At 52.7% G+C, this 14,672-nt stretch carries 9 protein-coding genes and 1 pseudogene; 8 read left to right on the forward strand and 2 right to left on the reverse strand.

Going from position 1 to position 14,672, the window contains the following annotated elements:
* Position 1 precedes the first annotated feature (1 nt).
* Complete coding sequence (locus ACLM45_RS00805; protein ID WP_415410084.1) at positions 2-976, forward strand: SDR family NAD(P)-dependent oxidoreductase; 975 nt, start codon at positions 2-4, stop codon at positions 974-976.
* A gap of 24 nt (positions 977-1,000) precedes the next feature.
* A complete protein-coding gene (locus ACLM45_RS00810; protein ID WP_415410086.1) occupies positions 1,001-2,707 on the forward strand; it encodes an alpha-keto acid decarboxylase family protein in 1,707 nt (568 codons plus the stop codon).
* A 28-nt stretch (positions 2,708-2,735) separates the two neighbouring features.
* Here ACLM45_RS00810 and ACLM45_RS00815 read toward each other — a convergent pair.
* A pseudogene (locus tag ACLM45_RS00815) lies at positions 2,736-3,965 on the reverse strand (iron-containing alcohol dehydrogenase); the annotation flags it as partial.
* On the opposite strand from ACLM45_RS00815, the gene ACLM45_RS00820 reads away from it, so the two are divergent.
* From ACLM45_RS00820 to ACLM45_RS00840, 5 genes are all read left to right on the forward strand, one after another.
* The gene (locus ACLM45_RS00820) at positions 3,944-4,153 is read left to right on the forward strand and encodes a hypothetical protein (protein WP_415410088.1); all 210 of its coding nucleotides are present in this window, start codon (positions 3,944-3,946) and stop codon (positions 4,151-4,153) included. The pseudogene ACLM45_RS00815 and the gene ACLM45_RS00820 overlap by 22 nt on opposite strands.
* Positions 4,154-4,203: 50 nt before the next feature.
* Entirely contained in the window at positions 4,204-4,734 is a 531-nt protein-coding gene (locus tag ACLM45_RS00825) for a thermonuclease family protein (protein WP_415410089.1), read from the forward strand.
* The gene (locus ACLM45_RS00830) at positions 4,713-4,925 is read left to right on the forward strand and encodes a hypothetical protein (RefSeq protein WP_415410091.1); all 213 of its coding nucleotides are present in this window, start codon (positions 4,713-4,715) and stop codon (positions 4,923-4,925) included. Before ACLM45_RS00825 ends, ACLM45_RS00830 begins: the two co-directional genes overlap by 22 nt.
* Positions 4,926-5,742: 817 nt before the next feature.
* Complete coding sequence (locus ACLM45_RS00835; RefSeq protein ID WP_415410093.1) at positions 5,743-6,270, forward strand: hypothetical protein; 528 nt, start codon at positions 5,743-5,745, stop codon at positions 6,268-6,270.
* Between the two features lie 216 nt (positions 6,271-6,486).
* Positions 6,487-8,085, forward strand: a complete 1,599-nt coding sequence (locus ACLM45_RS00840) for a hypothetical protein (protein WP_415410094.1) — start codon at positions 6,487-6,489, stop codon at positions 8,083-8,085.
* A 943-nt stretch (positions 8,086-9,028) separates the two neighbouring features.
* Here ACLM45_RS00840 and ACLM45_RS00845 read toward each other — a convergent pair.
* On the reverse strand, positions 9,029-13,657 hold the full coding sequence (locus ACLM45_RS00845) for a beta strand repeat-containing protein (RefSeq protein WP_415410095.1): 4,629 nt from the start codon (positions 13,655-13,657) through the stop codon (positions 9,029-9,031).
* 587 nt (positions 13,658-14,244) lie between these two features.
* Here ACLM45_RS00845 and ACLM45_RS00850 point away from each other — a divergent pair.
* Positions 14,245-14,670 (forward strand): hypothetical protein, encoded by a 426-nt coding sequence (locus ACLM45_RS00850; protein ID WP_415410097.1) that lies wholly within the window; start codon positions 14,245-14,247, stop codon positions 14,668-14,670.
* Positions 14,671-14,672: the final 2 nt, after the last annotated feature.

Consider the following 14,672-nt stretch of genomic DNA (forward strand, 5'->3'; position numbering starts at 1 on the left):
CATGAAGCGGATCCTGATCACCGGAGCGAGTTCCGGCATCGGTTTGGAGGCCACCCGGCGGCTTGCCCTGAGTGACCATCAACTCACGCTCTTCTGCCGCACGCCAGAGCGCGGCGAGCAGACCCGATCGCAATTGGTCGCAGCTGGTGCAATGCCGAGCCAGGTGAGCTGGTTGGTAGCGGATCTCGCCGACCTGCGCAGTGTGCAGAGCGCCTGTGATCAGTTGCTGGATCGCGCTGAACCCTTGGATGGTCTGGTGCTCAATGCCGGGCAGCAACGGGCGGGGGCCGGGGCGCCGGTGTTCTCGCCCCAGGGCCTTGAGATCACCTTTGCGGTGAATCAGTTGGCCCATCAGCTGATCGCCACGCGCCTGTTGCCGCTGTTGCGGTTGGGATCGCAGCCCCGGTTGGTGATCACCGCCTCCGATGTGCACAACCCCGCTAGCGGCGGTGGGCGCGTGGGCCAACCGGCGGATCTGGGCGATCTGGCAGGACTGAAGGCCGGCGCAGGTTTTGCAATGCTCGACGGCAGTGCCAGCTTCGATGGCGACAAGGCCTACAAAGACAGCAAACTCTGCAACGTACTGCTGGGACGCGAACTCAACCGCCAGCTTGACGCGATGATGCCAGTGATTGCCTGGAGCCCCGGGTTGGTGATTCCCCGCAGCAGCGGGGGCTTCTTCCGCCACAACCGCCACAGCAATCCTCTGGGGATGCTGCTGTTTGCGTTGGTGGCCCGTGATGTTCTTCGGGTGACCGAATCCGTGCAGACCGCTGGTCGGTTGTTGGCGGATCTGATCACCGACTCTGGCTATGCAGCACCAGGATTTAGCTATTGGAGCAACCGGTTGGTGCGTCCCGGTGTGCATCGTTTTTCTGAAGCCAAAACCAGTGCCGAGGGTGCCGATCTTCAGAAGGCCGTCGATCTGTTTCGTCTCTCGGACGACTTGATCTGTGAAGTGTTAGCGCCAAACTGACGCCGTGATCCCCGATCGTTGCTGATGTCTCCCTCTGTAGTGACCTACGTGCTGGATCGGTTGGCGGATCTCGGCATCGGCCATGTGTTCGGAGTGCCGGGGGACTACTCCTTTCCTTTAAACGATGCGGTGGAGGTGCATCCGCGGTTGCAGTGGGTGCCATCGGCCAATGAACTGAATGCCGCCTACGCAGCTGATGGCTATGCCCGTCGTCGTGGAGCAGGGATTGTCTGCACCACCTATGGCGTTGGAGAACTCAGTGCCCTCAATGGCGTGATGGGCGCCATGGCCGAGAGAGTGCCTGTGTTTCACCTGGTGGGCACCCCCAGCGTGCGCATCGTGCGCCAAGGGTTGATCTGCCATCACACCCTCGGTGATACCCGTTACGACCGTTTCGAGGCGATCTCGGCTGCAGCTGGTTGCGTGAGTGCCAGGCTCACCCCCGAGAACGTGGTGGTGGAACTGGAGCGGGTGATCGACAAGGCCCTTGAGGATTCGAGGCCTGCTTACCTAACGGTGCCGATGGATCTGGCGCTGATGCCGATCACTGGCACGCCGATCCAGGGAACACCCATGGGCGCGGTCGATCAACACGCCAGTGTGGCTGTGGAGCTGGAGGCTGTGCTCGATTTGGTGATGGGGCGTCTCGCCGAGGCGGCCCGTCCTCTGGTGATGCCTACGGTCACCCTCAAGCGCTTCGGTTTGGTGGAGACGTTCGCCGCGTTTCTGAAGGCTTCAGGCTTGTCCTATGCCACAACGCCGATGGACAAGTCGCTGCTGAGCGAGGGGCATCCCGCCTTCCTGGGGATGTACAACGGAGCGCGTTCCACACCGGCGGCCCTCCAAGGCGTTGTGGAAGACGCCGACCTGTTGATCGATTTCGGCGGCCTGGTGATGGAGGACCTCAACACAGGCCTCTGGAGCGGGCATCTGGATGCAAGCCGGGTGATTTCCCTACATGCCGACTGGGTTCAGGCGGGTGATCAGGTGTTCACCAGCGTGAGCATCAGTGAGGTGCTGGCGGGTTTGATCAAGCGTTTCCAGGCCACTGGTTCCAGGCCCAGCCACTGGGGGGAGCAGCGCCCTGTGCAGCCTGAGCCCCTGCTCCCCTTGCGTGGTGAAGGAGATCAGCCCACGGGATCGGCGAGTTTCTATGGGCGTCTGCAGCGGTTTCTGCGGCCCATGGATCTGCTGGTGACCGACACCGGCACCTGCTTGCTCAAGCTCAATGCCATGCGCCTGCCCGATGGGGTGGCGATTGAAAGCCAGACCCTCTGGAGCTCGATCGGCTGGGCGACGCCGGCGGCACTGGGGTGTGCCCTGGCCGACAGCGAGCGACGGGTGGTGCTCGTGACCGGTGATGGGGCGCACCAGCTCACCGTGCAGGAGATCGGTGTGATGGGTTTCACCGGGGCCAAGCCCGTGGTGATTGTGCTGAACAACGGGCTTTACGGCGTGGAGGCCCTGCTCAGCGAAACGGGGCATGCCTACAACGATCTGCCCCCTTGGCAATATGCCCAGCTGCCCGAGGCCTTCGGTTGCCAGGGCTGGTGGAGCGGCCGCGTGTCCACAGTGGCGGAGCTGGAGCAGGCGCTGGTGGCGATCAATGCCCATGACGGCGGCGCTTACCTCGAGGTGATGATTCCTCCTGAGGAGAGCCAGCCGTTGGCGGAGACGTTGATCGAAACCATGCACCAGACGGCGACGCCGCATCTGGAAGCAGCTGAGTAAGCAGGGCTTCACAATCGCTGCGGCCCATCAACCGTGGCACCGGATAGGACGGGTGGGCTTCTATAAGGGCATCGGCGCTGATCCGGGGAATGTCGATGCTGCGCAGTGGTGCAATTAATGGAGGCACTCCCAGCTGCTGGTTGAGTGCGACCACCCAGTTGATGAAGACCCTCGCGAGCCTCTGGTCGCTGTCTTGCGATGTGCCCAGCCCTGCGGCCCGAGCCAACGCAGCAAGCCTCGGCTCGCAGGCTGGTAGGGAGAAGCGCAGCACACTCGGTAGCACCAGCGCATTGGCAAGGCCATGGGGGATGCCGTAGGCGCAGCCAAGGGCGTGGGCCAGGGCATGGGCGTAGCCCACATTGGTGCGAGTGAACGCCTCACCAGCGGCATGGGCGGCAAGGGCCATCTGCAGGCGGGCCTCGAGGTCGCTCCCATGGGAATAGGCCCGCGATAGCCAGCGGCTAATGGCGGCGGTGGCATCGAGGGCGCGACGGTTGCTGAAGGGGGTTCCCCCGCGGCCGATGTAGGCCTCCACCGCGTGGGTGAGGGCATCGAGGCCACCGGCGGCCGTGATCGCTGGCGGCAGACCGAGCATCAGTTCGGGGTCGATCACCGTGATCTTTGGAAGCAGCTTGAGATCGGCTATGGCGAGTTTGCGTTGCCGTTGGCCATCGGTGAGCACGGCTGCGATCGAGGCCTCTGATCCGGAGCCGGCGGTGGTGGGTACGCACGCCAAGGGCGCGGGCGGCAGCACCACTCGGAAGAGCCCCTCCATGGCCCGGCAGCTCAGCCAGGGGTTGGCGGCGCGGGCGCCGATGGCCTTGGCGCAATCGATCACCGAGCCGCCGCCCACGGCTACGAGGCTGTCGCAGTGGCCCTCGCGGTAGGCGCGCAGACCTGCTTCCACACAGGCAAGGGTGGGATTGTCGGGAACCTGATCGAACACCCGGCAGGTCCGTCCGTCCGCTTCGAGTTGCTGCAGCAGGGGCTGGGGCAGCTGCAATTGCAGAAGCTGCTGATTGGTGACCAGCAGTGGCCGTTGCCAGCGACGCCCTCGCATCTGCGGCGGCAACGACCGCAGGGCACCGGCGCCGATGAGCTTGCGGGGTTGAGGGAAGGGCAGCACCAGCGCCAGGCCCTGGATCAGGCGCTGATAAGCCCGCATCAGCAACACGCCAAGGCCTCCTGCCGGCCTGGATGCAGCAGTGTGATCACAAGACGTGGAGAGGTGACGCAATGGAGGAATGGACCGACGCATTCATCAGCTCTGCCCAGCAGGAGCTGGCGGCGATGGTGAAAGATTGGCAGTACGACTATGGAGCCAGCGACGACGAGTGTGCTGCCATGCTTCTGTGGATGGTGCTGCGCCTCAAACCTGATCTCAACCTTGATCCTCAGGCCTTCTCTGCGGCTGCCGAATCAGCAACAGAAGACCGGAAACGGTGACCAGGATCGTGAGTGTGCCGGATAGGCCGGCTGCAGATTGGACTCCATCGATGTTCATCTCCAGCAGCCAGCAGCGGCTCTGGTCCGCGATGTTGCATGGATTCAGCTTGACTGGAGCGAGGGATTGTGGCCAGGAGCCCGTCGCATTGAATTCTGGGGGCAGGCTGCTATCCATCGCGCGCGCGTTTGGCGTTGTTCTGGCCCTTGGCCTCGAAGCAGCATTTGCATCGGCTGACAAGGTCACGATCCGCAGCTGCGATGAAGGCGATACCTGCCAAACCGCCGCAGGCGAACGCATCAGGCTCGCCTGTATTGATGCTCCGCAAAGGAAGGAGATGCCTCGATTTCGTGCGACATCGATGCAGGCCTACGCGTACGACAACACGGATGCCGATGCATCCCGCGATCACCTCAACATGCTGGTGAAAGGCCAGTCTGTCGTCATCAGACGGATCAACACGGATCGCGACGGCCGCACTATTGCTGAGCTGTTTGTGAACGGCATCAATGTTCAGCAGGAAATGGTGGCGGCAGGCCATGCGGTGATCTCACGGCCGATGTGCTTACGATCGATGCCCTGAAGACAGCTGTTATGGAACCCATCACCTGGCTTGTGATCACCTGGGCGACCTATGGCGCTCACCGAACCACTGCTGCCTTGGAGAAGATTCCCCAGGCATCCATGGAACAGTGTTCAGAGAATGCTAAACGCATCATTGAATGGCAGCCCAAGGCGAGTGCCAAGTGCATTGAGGGTGTTCGCGGCATTTGATTGTCCTGGCGGCTGCCAGTGCAATGCTCCTTGTCGGTTTTTAGATGTACTGGTTAGGAAAACAAATAGTGCTTGTGACGGATCTCACTCATGCGGGTGATCGCTCTCATCAGAACTGACGCGTAAATCAGTGAGGGTGTGGATATCGCTAATCAGTGGCGACTCACTTACCTTCTCTGACTATGCATGTTCCACTTAAAATTATTTCTGCTTTCACAATCGTTAGTTCCATCCTTTTCGGTGCGACAGCTGCTTCAGCTCATCCGTACCATACACATCGGGTCCGTGTTGGCTATCCCAGGAGATGTACTCGTTGCACAACACTTATTCGTGCCCAGTATCCTTCAGCTCCTTGTCATGTTCATGATCAAAGTCCATTGTGGCTGAGATCATCATTGTTGTTGTGGCCATCTTCAAGACTGCACTACCGGTCAGTCACGCGTATCCGCGTGAGTAGCCACAATCACTAGCCATGATTGTTCTTTGTGCATTGGTACCACTGATGATGACCGTTGTGGTGATTGAGGTGTTTGGTCATTGATCTCGTGCAACCGAGCTCTGTGTTGCTTCTGTCAGACCCAGCGCTCGGACGTCGCTTTGAGGTTCTTCTGTTCGATGATCGAATGTGTCGGTGCTTCGATGGCTCTCTGTTCAAAAAAGATGAGTCGAGGCCATCTGGCCCCTGGGGCTGATGCTGATCAGGATATTCTTCAACATGGCGCGGATGACGTGGTTGCACCGTGTTCGATGCAGTGTTCTCGATTGATACGCCAGGCCAGTTTTTGCCAACAGGTGTTTGATCGGCTATCAAATCCCTATGCGGCATCCTTTCGAGCTGTTCAGGGTGATCATCAACCGACGTGTGCTCGCTGGGGGGCTGGTCACGGTTTTTGTGCTTTCCGATGCTTGCTTTGGAGCTGGCTCCAGGGGATCCAGCCAGGATTTTGAGGAGTGTGTGCTTCAGTCATCGGTTTTACCTGAGGCAGAGATCCGTTGGCACTTGCCACGGCAACCCGGTGTACCGCTTGGGCTCTGGCGGGGGGACTTGACTCAGGCGGGCCAGCGCAAGGCTGAACTCACCGCATCACGTTTTCAGGGCTATGGATCGGCGATCTGGAATCATGCGGGCGATACCGGACGAGCGGAGTACCTGATCCCTTTCATTGGCCCAAATCCGGCCAGAAGCGTTGGAGCCGCATCCGGCATTGATGGTTTTCTCTTCACTGGGCTTGGTTCTGATCTTTATTACGGCCGTGAGCGCAACAATCTTCCCCTGATTCGGGCTGCTGAGGGCGTCTGGAAGGTGAAATTAGGCTGCCGTCGATTTCTGATGTACAACAGGTGATTGCTATTGCTCAGATATTCACAAAAAGCTCTGATTTGCTTGCTTGCTTCTTCACAACTCGTTGTTTTTCGATTGCGAATATTGTTCTGAATCTTGCTAGTCTTTTCCTGAACAGTTGCCTTGTTTGTGCAGGCGCTGTTTAAATCTTTAACAGTCTGAGCAATCTTTGCCTCAGATTGATTGAGAAAATGTCCTCTCTTTCCTCGTTTTTCAATCATGGCTGCAGTCATTCCTGGCCTTTCTCTGTCTAAAATTGAGGAGGTCATCAACAATCTGGGCCTGGAACCCCTGGATCCTGTTGTTCTTCAAGAGTTGCTTGACAAAGTTCAGGCTATTGAGAATCAGGTTAATGGTGAGTTTTTTAATGCTTCACCTGTTGATGTAGAGAATGAATTGGTTCGAGTTATTGTTGAGAATTTTGTTCTGGGTCGAGACACAATTGTCGAGCCCTTTTTTATAGTCGACGAAGGGGAGGAGTTTCGCTTAAATGGTTCAATCTTCTCTCCAATTGTTCTGAATCAAGGGACAATTTTTGATGATGGTTTGTTGGGAGATAACATTTTCTCTGGCTTCCTCAGCAACGAAGGTGCCATTGATTTTGGATCTGGTCAGGATTTTGTCCTTGCGATCACAGGTGGTTTGGCGAATGGCGGCCTTCTAAGTACTGGTTTCGGTACTGACCTGGTCAGCGGAACAGCAACAGGTTCGATCCGTGTTGATGGCATTTTGAATGAAGGTCTGCTGACAACCGGCGTTGGAGGCGATCAGATTATCGGTAATGCATTGGGTCTTCGCGATGTCGATGGCATTGAAAATAGCGGTGGTGGTGAAATCATCACAGGTCGTGGTGATGACCTGATTGATGGTGAAGCAGCCGGAACCGATGGTGTTGGTGGAATCAATAATGACAACTCCGCCGTGATTCGTACAGGCTTAGGTGAAGATCAGATTATCGGCTTTGCTGACGATTTGACCGGTTTGGCGGAATCTGGCGAGATGAGCGGCATCCTCAATCGTGGTAACTCCTTGATTGATGCCGGTGTTGGTGAAGATCTCATCGAAGGGGTGGTTGTTGTGAATGCTGTGACTGATTCCGGCCGGATTGCAGGTATCAATAATGACTCCTCTCTCATCAAGCTTGGTTCCGGTGAAGATGGTCTGTTTGGTGAGGCATGGGCTGCTGGCGCGACATCGGCCTCAGGAGTGTTCAGCTTGCAGGGAGAGATTGACGCAGGAGCTGGGGAAGATCTTGTGTTTGGTCTAGGTGAATCTCAAGGCGGGCAGCAGGTTTCTGGCGTCGCTCTTGTGTCATCAAGACTTCGATTGGGTAGCGGAGAAGATGTGATCGAAGGTCTCGCCTCTGGAGGCCTCATTAATGCTGGTGTTTTTGTTGACCAAAACAGTGTGATCAATGCTGGAACTGGTGAAGACTCTCTCCTTGGATGGGGTTTCTCCACTGGAGACAATTCTGCAATCAGCAACTTTGGCTTGATCAAAATGGGTCGTGGCAGCGACCTCGTTGATGCCTCCTTCGGAGGCTTCAGTGGCGACGGACTGACGAATTTAGGGGCTGGTGACGACCAACTTCTCGGTTTTGGTACGGGCTTCTTTAATGGTGGTCGTGGCCTTGACACTCTTCAATTGGGTGAAGGAGAGTATCTCTTTGATTCCGCTGCTGGCACACTGGTTTCCGGTGGCATCACAATGAACCTGGCCAATATTGAGCAGGTTGGCGGTTTCGCTGATACTCAATTCCTGCTTCTGCAAGACGGAACCTACATCGTTAACGCAGAGAATCAAATTCAGTTTGTCTGAGCTTGTTTTTGGCTCCCAACGGACTGTTTATTCAGCTTTGCAAGCCCGCTTCGGCGGGCTTTTTTGATGGTTTTCTTTTCTCGGTTGGCTATTGACACATAAACGCACTTCAGCCATGACTTGAGCCACTGGTGAACAATTGGCATGAAGCGCTTTGTGCAGTGTCCGGGGGACAGATGTTCCCATCTTTGAGCATTCCGGCACTCTCTATGTGGTGTCGTGAGTCTTGTCACCCCCTTTTTCGTGGTGTTGGATGAGATGATCTGTCTGGTCATCGTTGCTTGCAGGATTCATGACTGGGTCTGTGCTCGCTCGCTGTCGTGTTTTTTGCGAGTGTGCTGATCTTATTAGTTTTCTTGTTCTGCAAAAGCTTGCATGACGTCTAGCAAGGTCAGCTGAAGAAGTTACAGACCACTTTCACTTGTCTTGGTGCTGATTGGGTGGAAATTTTATCAATGCTGGTCTGAGAGCCTGTACTGATTGTTTTGAAGCGGGTGTTCAAAATCATCCTTGTTGAAGTTGTAAGCAACTCCAAAATTCATTTGTTATTGATTTCTGAACGAGTTTGACGTTTTGACACTAATGGATTGATCTCTTTCGCAATTCGCTTGTAGCTTTCATGTTTGCCAAGCGGTTTGCATAAGAATGCAAAGCCAAGCATTTATTGTTAGAGATGAGTAAATGTTTGTTTGAATCTGTCAATATTTTTTGTTGATTGTTTCAGTGCTTGAGTTTGTGTGTGTCTTGTCTTCTTGGTTGGTTTTTTGAATGTTTCTCTGTATGCGGACGTTGTTATTGGAAAAAATGCATTTACCATTTTGTTCTTTTGGGTGTGTGACACCTGCCATTACTTAAAGAAGAAAATAAAAAAGCCTCGCTGCACGCAGCGAGGCTTGAAAGATATTTATTAATAGCTAGGCCCTTTCGGGCTCAGCTATTTCAATCACACAAAGGTGATGTCACTGAAAGCGAGTTCATTTGCGATAGCAATCAAATCTGAACCGCTGCCAGGAGTGTTGAGGAGAATATCAACACTACCAGTGATAAAGTTGCTATTGAATGAGTAGTCACTGGCTACACCAGCAAGCTGGAGGGTATCCACACCGGACTCGAAGTCAAGAACTTCAGCAAATCCGATTCCTTCGTAGTAAACCGTGTTTTCAACACCGAGAACGAAGAGGTCTGCACCGCTGCCGCCAGTGAGTCTGTCGAAATCATTAGCGCCGAACTCACCACTGAACCATGCCGTGCCATCGAGTTCGTCGTCGCCTTCTCCACCGAAGAGGACGTCGTTTCCATCACCACCAGCAAGGGTGTCGGCGCTTTCACCACCGCTAAGGACATCATCGCCGTCATTACCAGTGAGTATGTTGGCTTGATCATCACCAGTGATGCTGTCATCACCGGCTGTACCGAACACATCATCGAAGTTGACGACTGTGCGGTTGATCACAACAGGCACACTCTCAACATTAACTGCGAGGGATTCAGCTGCGAGGTCAACAGTGAATGAGACACCTGCGTTGTTTTCACCATTGATTGTGTTGTTGCTTGCGAAGGAGTCAGCAACGATCGTCTCGATGTTATCGATGGAATCAGTTCCAAGGGATCCACCTTTTTCGATGTCTCCTGTATCGAGAAGTGTGATGCTTTCTCCAAGGCCCTCGTAGGTGAGGGTGTCATCACCACCCAAACCATCGTAGGTGTCATCCCCGGCGCTGCCGACAAATATGTTGTCATTGTCGTTGCCGACAATGCTGTCTGTGTTTCGAGTACCAACCACATTGTCGAAGTTGATAACTTCGAACGTGAAGGGTCCAACATTCGGAGTGCTGATGTTAACGATCAGCTCATCTTGGCTGAGATCAATGTCGAAGGAACCATTGCCTGCAGCATTAAGCTGACCGTCGATGAAGTTGTCCTGCGTTGCAGAACCGATAATGGTTTGGATGTTTTGAATGGTGTCTGTGCCGAGACCTTCCTTCAGGATGTCGCCACTTCCACCCAGAACGATGGATGTGTCGAGATCGCTGTAGTCAAGGGTGTTGACGCCACCATCACCATCAATAACGTCGCTACCGCCACTGCCGAAGATGATGTTGTCATCTTCAGATCCAGTGATGAAATCGGCAGAAGAAGTTCCTCGAACTTGATCGAAGTTCTTGATCGTGAATTCGAGAGGATTCGGAACAAACGTAGGAACGTTGGTCAGAACAATCGTCAGAGATTCTTCTCCAAGATCGATTCCAAACTGTGCATTCTCTTCATTGCTACCATCAATCAAATTACCGAAGACATCGTCCGCGATAATCGTTTCGAAGTTGGCAATACTATCGATACCTGCATCACCACCTTTGATGATTTGAGCGTTGAAAGTTAAACCAGCTGGCGTAAGAGTGATTGTTTCACCGAGACCGGTGTAATCAAGGGTGTCGCTGCCGTCAAGACCATCAAGGAAGTCATTGCCATCAGAACCACCGAAGGTGTTGTCGTTGGCGTTGCCGATGATGGAGTCATCGTTGCCAGTACCAATCACGTTGTCGAAGTTTTTGACAACGTAAGTTTGGGTCGCCAGATTTGGAATACCCGCCGTGAAGGAGATCTCCAGCGAATCTTGGCTGAGGTCGATGTCAAAAGAAGCCCTTGCATCTGAAGGGTCGGTTGGTGTTCCGTCAATGGTGTTGACGATGTCTGGGCCAACATCACCAATGATTTCTTCAATCGAAGCGACAAACGGATCAAGAATTTGGCCAGTACCGGATCCCACCAGGGTGTCGGTACCAAGGTCACCCGTAGTTGCTGCGGTTTTTGTAATGACACCTTGGCTACCAAGGCTCACGCTTCCGCCTAAGCCTGTGTAGTCGAGAGTATCGCCACGGCCGCCACCGTTAATTCTGTCGTTACCAGTACTGCCCTTGATGGTGTCATTTCCAGCATTACCCAACAGTGTGTCGTCACCAGCACCACCATCGATTAGGTCGGCACCGCCTTTTCCGCTAATGAAGTCGTCTCCATCATCACCACTCAAGACGTCAAGGTTTCCGCCTCCATCAATTTTGTCGTTACCGTCGCCACCTGAAACGGTGTCGTTACCGGAATCCCCTCTCAGCGTATCTTCACCATCACCGCCAGCAACGTTGTCATCGCCCTTACGGCCAAAGACAAAGTCATTGCCTGCCTCACCATCGAGATCATCTGCAGAATCTGAACCTTTAATAACGTCGTCATTAACGGTTCCAACAACCTCGCTGAAGTTCTCGATATTGAATGTGATTGGGCCGAAAGGAGCTGGATCCAGGGTAGAAGTGAGGGTGAAAGTTTCAGCCCTGAGATCGATATTGAAGGTTGCTTTATCTCCAGCATCGAGGAAAGCACCATTAGCAACGCCATTAATTGCGTTGATTTCAGACGCATCACCGATAATTGTATCAATACCAGTGGTTTGATCTGTACCGTTGGTTCCAAGAATGGTATCGCCAAACAAGGATGGTCCTTTAGCGATTTGCCCCTGGGTCAGCAGTGTGATGCCAACACCTAAATCGCTGTAATCAAGTACGTCATTTGAACTTGAACCGGGGAGAGTATCATCAAAACTCCCATTAATTACGTCGTTACCAAAGCTACCGACAAAAATGTTATTCTCAGTATCATTGCCAATGATTAAATCATCGTTGACAGTTCCTACAACCCGACCGAAGTTTTCGATGTCAAAGTTAAGAACCTGGCCTGCGAATGTTCCGCTTTCAAATCTTATGTTAAGTCCTCCGGTTTCGAGATTGACTTCGAAAGAAGCATTACCTTCGGCGTCCAGAGAGCCATCAATTGTATTATCTAATCTGAAGTTTTGATCAGCAATGATATTATTAATGGTATTGAAGAGAAGCCCCATCTCGACATCACCTATAAGTGTGTCGGTACCGAATTCACCCTTGTCAATCAGACCACTACCGCCAAGAGCGATTGCACCACCAAGACCACCATCGAAGTTGTAGCTAAGTGTGTTTTCGGCCATTCCATAAGAGCCATAAGAGCCATCAGGAATGAAGGCTACCCGTCCACCGAAATAGGTGTCATCACCTTTGGATCCAAAGAAGGTATTAGCTACTTGACTTTCACCAAAAATGACGTCGTTGTTGTCAGTACCGCGAACGTTCTCAAAGTTTTCAACAACAAAGCCCAGTCCAGAACCAGGGAACGGACTGCTTGGAAGGAACTCGATAAACAGGCTATTTAATTCCAGGTCGACAAAGATTGATGCCTGATTAGGTTCGTCAGTAGCAGCGTCGATGAGATCGGGATTTGTTGCATTACTTGCAATAATTCTTTCGACGTTTTCGATTTCGGTAGTGAACTGGCCCAGACTAATAGAACCACCAGCGTTAAGTACGATCGGTGCATCTGAGTTATCTTTTACAGCGCTGTAATCGACGGTGTCAAAACCATCACCACCATCGAGAGTGTCGTTACCCAGGCTGCCGCCAAAGGTATTGTCTTCAGCGTCACCAATGATTGAATCATTGTTAACGGTTCCAATTACATTTGTGAAGTTTTCAACGGTGTAATTTACTTCTGTTCCGTTGACATCGACAGTCAGCAGTTCTTGTGAGAGATCAACAGTAAAGGTGTTGCTGAGCAGCTCATCCAGAGTTCCATCAATGGTGTTGACTCCAGTTGCGGAACCAATGATTGTTTCGAAGCCGCTAAAAGCATCGAATTCAATAGTTGTAGGATCCGAAAATGTTTTTTTAGTAATGCCAGATCCATCAGACTTGAAATTGCCGATATTGATATCAGCAGCTAATCCTGAATAATCGAGTGTGTCATTACCACTCAATCCATCGAGGTTATCAGTGCCGGAACTACCGCTAATAACATTATCTTGATCATCGCCGATGATGATGTCGCTGTTGCGAGTACCAATGACGTTGGCAAAATTTTCAATGGTAAAAGTTTGTTGAAAGACCAAAGGATCAATTGGGATTCCTGTTGTGGGATCCACAAAAATGACTTTGAAATTATCAGTTGAGGCTGACAAATTAATGTCAAAGGCTCCGTTACCAGTCGGCGGCATGCCGGAAGGATCAGAAGAACCATCAACGGTGTTGACTTGAGTCGAATCACCAATGATTGTTTGGATCGAGGGGATAAAATCCATCCCATCAATAGGGAAGCCCAAGCTACCAACTAATTGATCTGTGCCTGCAGATCCAGTGAAGGTATTGTTCGTAAAGGTTTTACTTATTTGCCCTCGAGCTTTCAATGTAATTGCGATTCCACTATCCTCATATGTGAGGGTGTCGTTGTTGCCAAGAAGCTGAACCCCACCAAAGAGGAAATCATTGCCTTGACTGCCAATAATTGTGTCATTACCTTCACCACCATCAACTGTATCGTCTCCGGTGCCGGGTTCAATCAAGTCATCGCCACCTAATGCAAGAATGGAGTCGTCTCCATCAAGTGCTGTAATTTGGTCGGCTTCATTAGTTGTTGCCACTGCAACAACGTTAGGGTCACCTAAAACAGGTGTTCCTGAAAGTACGTCGTTAAGTGCTGATCCAAAAACATCGGCCATTTGGGAAAGTGTTGAGAGAACAAAGGGTCCGGACCCTTCACTGCAAGGCAGTAGAAGGTCTAATAACTGTAGCTACTTAAATATTATTGGTCAAGATTTTATAAAGACTTTTGATGAGTAATTGATGAGTTTATACTGTGCTGTGTTATAGCTTTTAGATTTTAATGTAATTTTAACTATCTGATATCCTCAATACTAGCCCCGCGAGGCTTTGCTTTGATTGCTCTTTGAGCCACTTCTTCTATCGGCTCGGCACGTTCTCACTCTTTGTCTTGTTGGACTTTGGTCTCTTCGGGCCAGTGAGAATGAAATTGAAGCCATCGTGGCTGGGAGGCTTATTGGAGGACCCTTTTGTATCTCTAGATCAATCAAAAATTGTCCAATGTTTGTGTTTCCCTTCGGGCATTTTGTCTCAAGCTGCTCTTGCGGTTTAAAATTAACAGCCCTCTCATGGCCAAGGGGGGTCTTGTGCAAACAGATTTATTGATTTATGGATTTATGGCGTTGCGTCCTCGTCAGTGAGAACCAGCTTTTGCTTCGCGTCGCTCAATCGCTACCGTTGATGCAGCAAGGCAAGGGTTGGCGGGATGGCAACATCGTCGAAGCCATGGCTCTCCCTTCCGCTCTTTCAAGAGAAGCCGGCGGCCTTTCTCGATGCTGTCGCCGCTTATCTGAATTCCCTCAGTGCCCTGAACTTTCAGCAGCGCAGGGATCTGGCGGTGTTCAAGGCTGCTGAGCTGATTAATGCCCTGATTCAGATCCGTGAGCGCAAGAAGACCCCCGATCGGCTTGGACCTGCTCTGGCGCGAGCTTCGTTTCAACAGGTTCGGCGTGTGATCCGAGAACGGCGCCTCCATCTCGGCAATGGTGAGGTCATCGATCTGCGCGATCCTCTGATCCGCGATCTGATCGATGAAGGCTGCCGTCTGTTTCATGAGGGCAAACAGGATGCGGCCGTCTACCAAAGCGCCCTGGCGCTGTCGGCCGCGCAGTGCTTGGTGTTGAACGGTTAGCT

This window comes from Synechococcus sp. A10-1-5-9, assembly GCF_047716785.1.
In the GTDB taxonomy this organism is placed as follows: Bacteria; Cyanobacteriota; Cyanobacteriia; order PCC-6307; family Cyanobiaceae; genus Synechococcus_C.

Coding starts and splice junctions, on each gene's coding strand:
- ACLM45_RS00805 (WP_415410084.1), top strand. CDS start 2: ATGAAGCGGATCCTGATCACCGGAGCGAGTTCCGGCATCGGTTTGGAG.
- ACLM45_RS00810 (WP_415410086.1), top strand. CDS start 1,001: ATGTCTCCCTCTGTAGTGACCTACGTGCTGGATCGGTTGGCGGATCTC.
- ACLM45_RS00820 (WP_415410088.1), top strand. CDS start 3,944: ATGGAGGAATGGACCGACGCATTCATCAGCTCTGCCCAGCAGGAGCTG.
- ACLM45_RS00825 (WP_415410089.1), top strand. CDS start 4,204: ATGTTCATCTCCAGCAGCCAGCAGCGGCTCTGGTCCGCGATGTTGCAT.
- ACLM45_RS00835 (WP_415410093.1), top strand. CDS start 5,743: ATGCGGCATCCTTTCGAGCTGTTCAGGGTGATCATCAACCGACGTGTG.
- ACLM45_RS00840 (WP_415410094.1), top strand. CDS start 6,487: ATGGCTGCAGTCATTCCTGGCCTTTCTCTGTCTAAAATTGAGGAGGTC.
- ACLM45_RS00845 (WP_415410095.1), bottom strand. CDS start 13,657: ATGGCCGATGTTTTTGGATCAGCACTTAACGACGTACTTTCAGGAACA.
- ACLM45_RS00850 (WP_415410097.1), top strand. CDS start 14,245: ATGGCAACATCGTCGAAGCCATGGCTCTCCCTTCCGCTCTTTCAAGAG.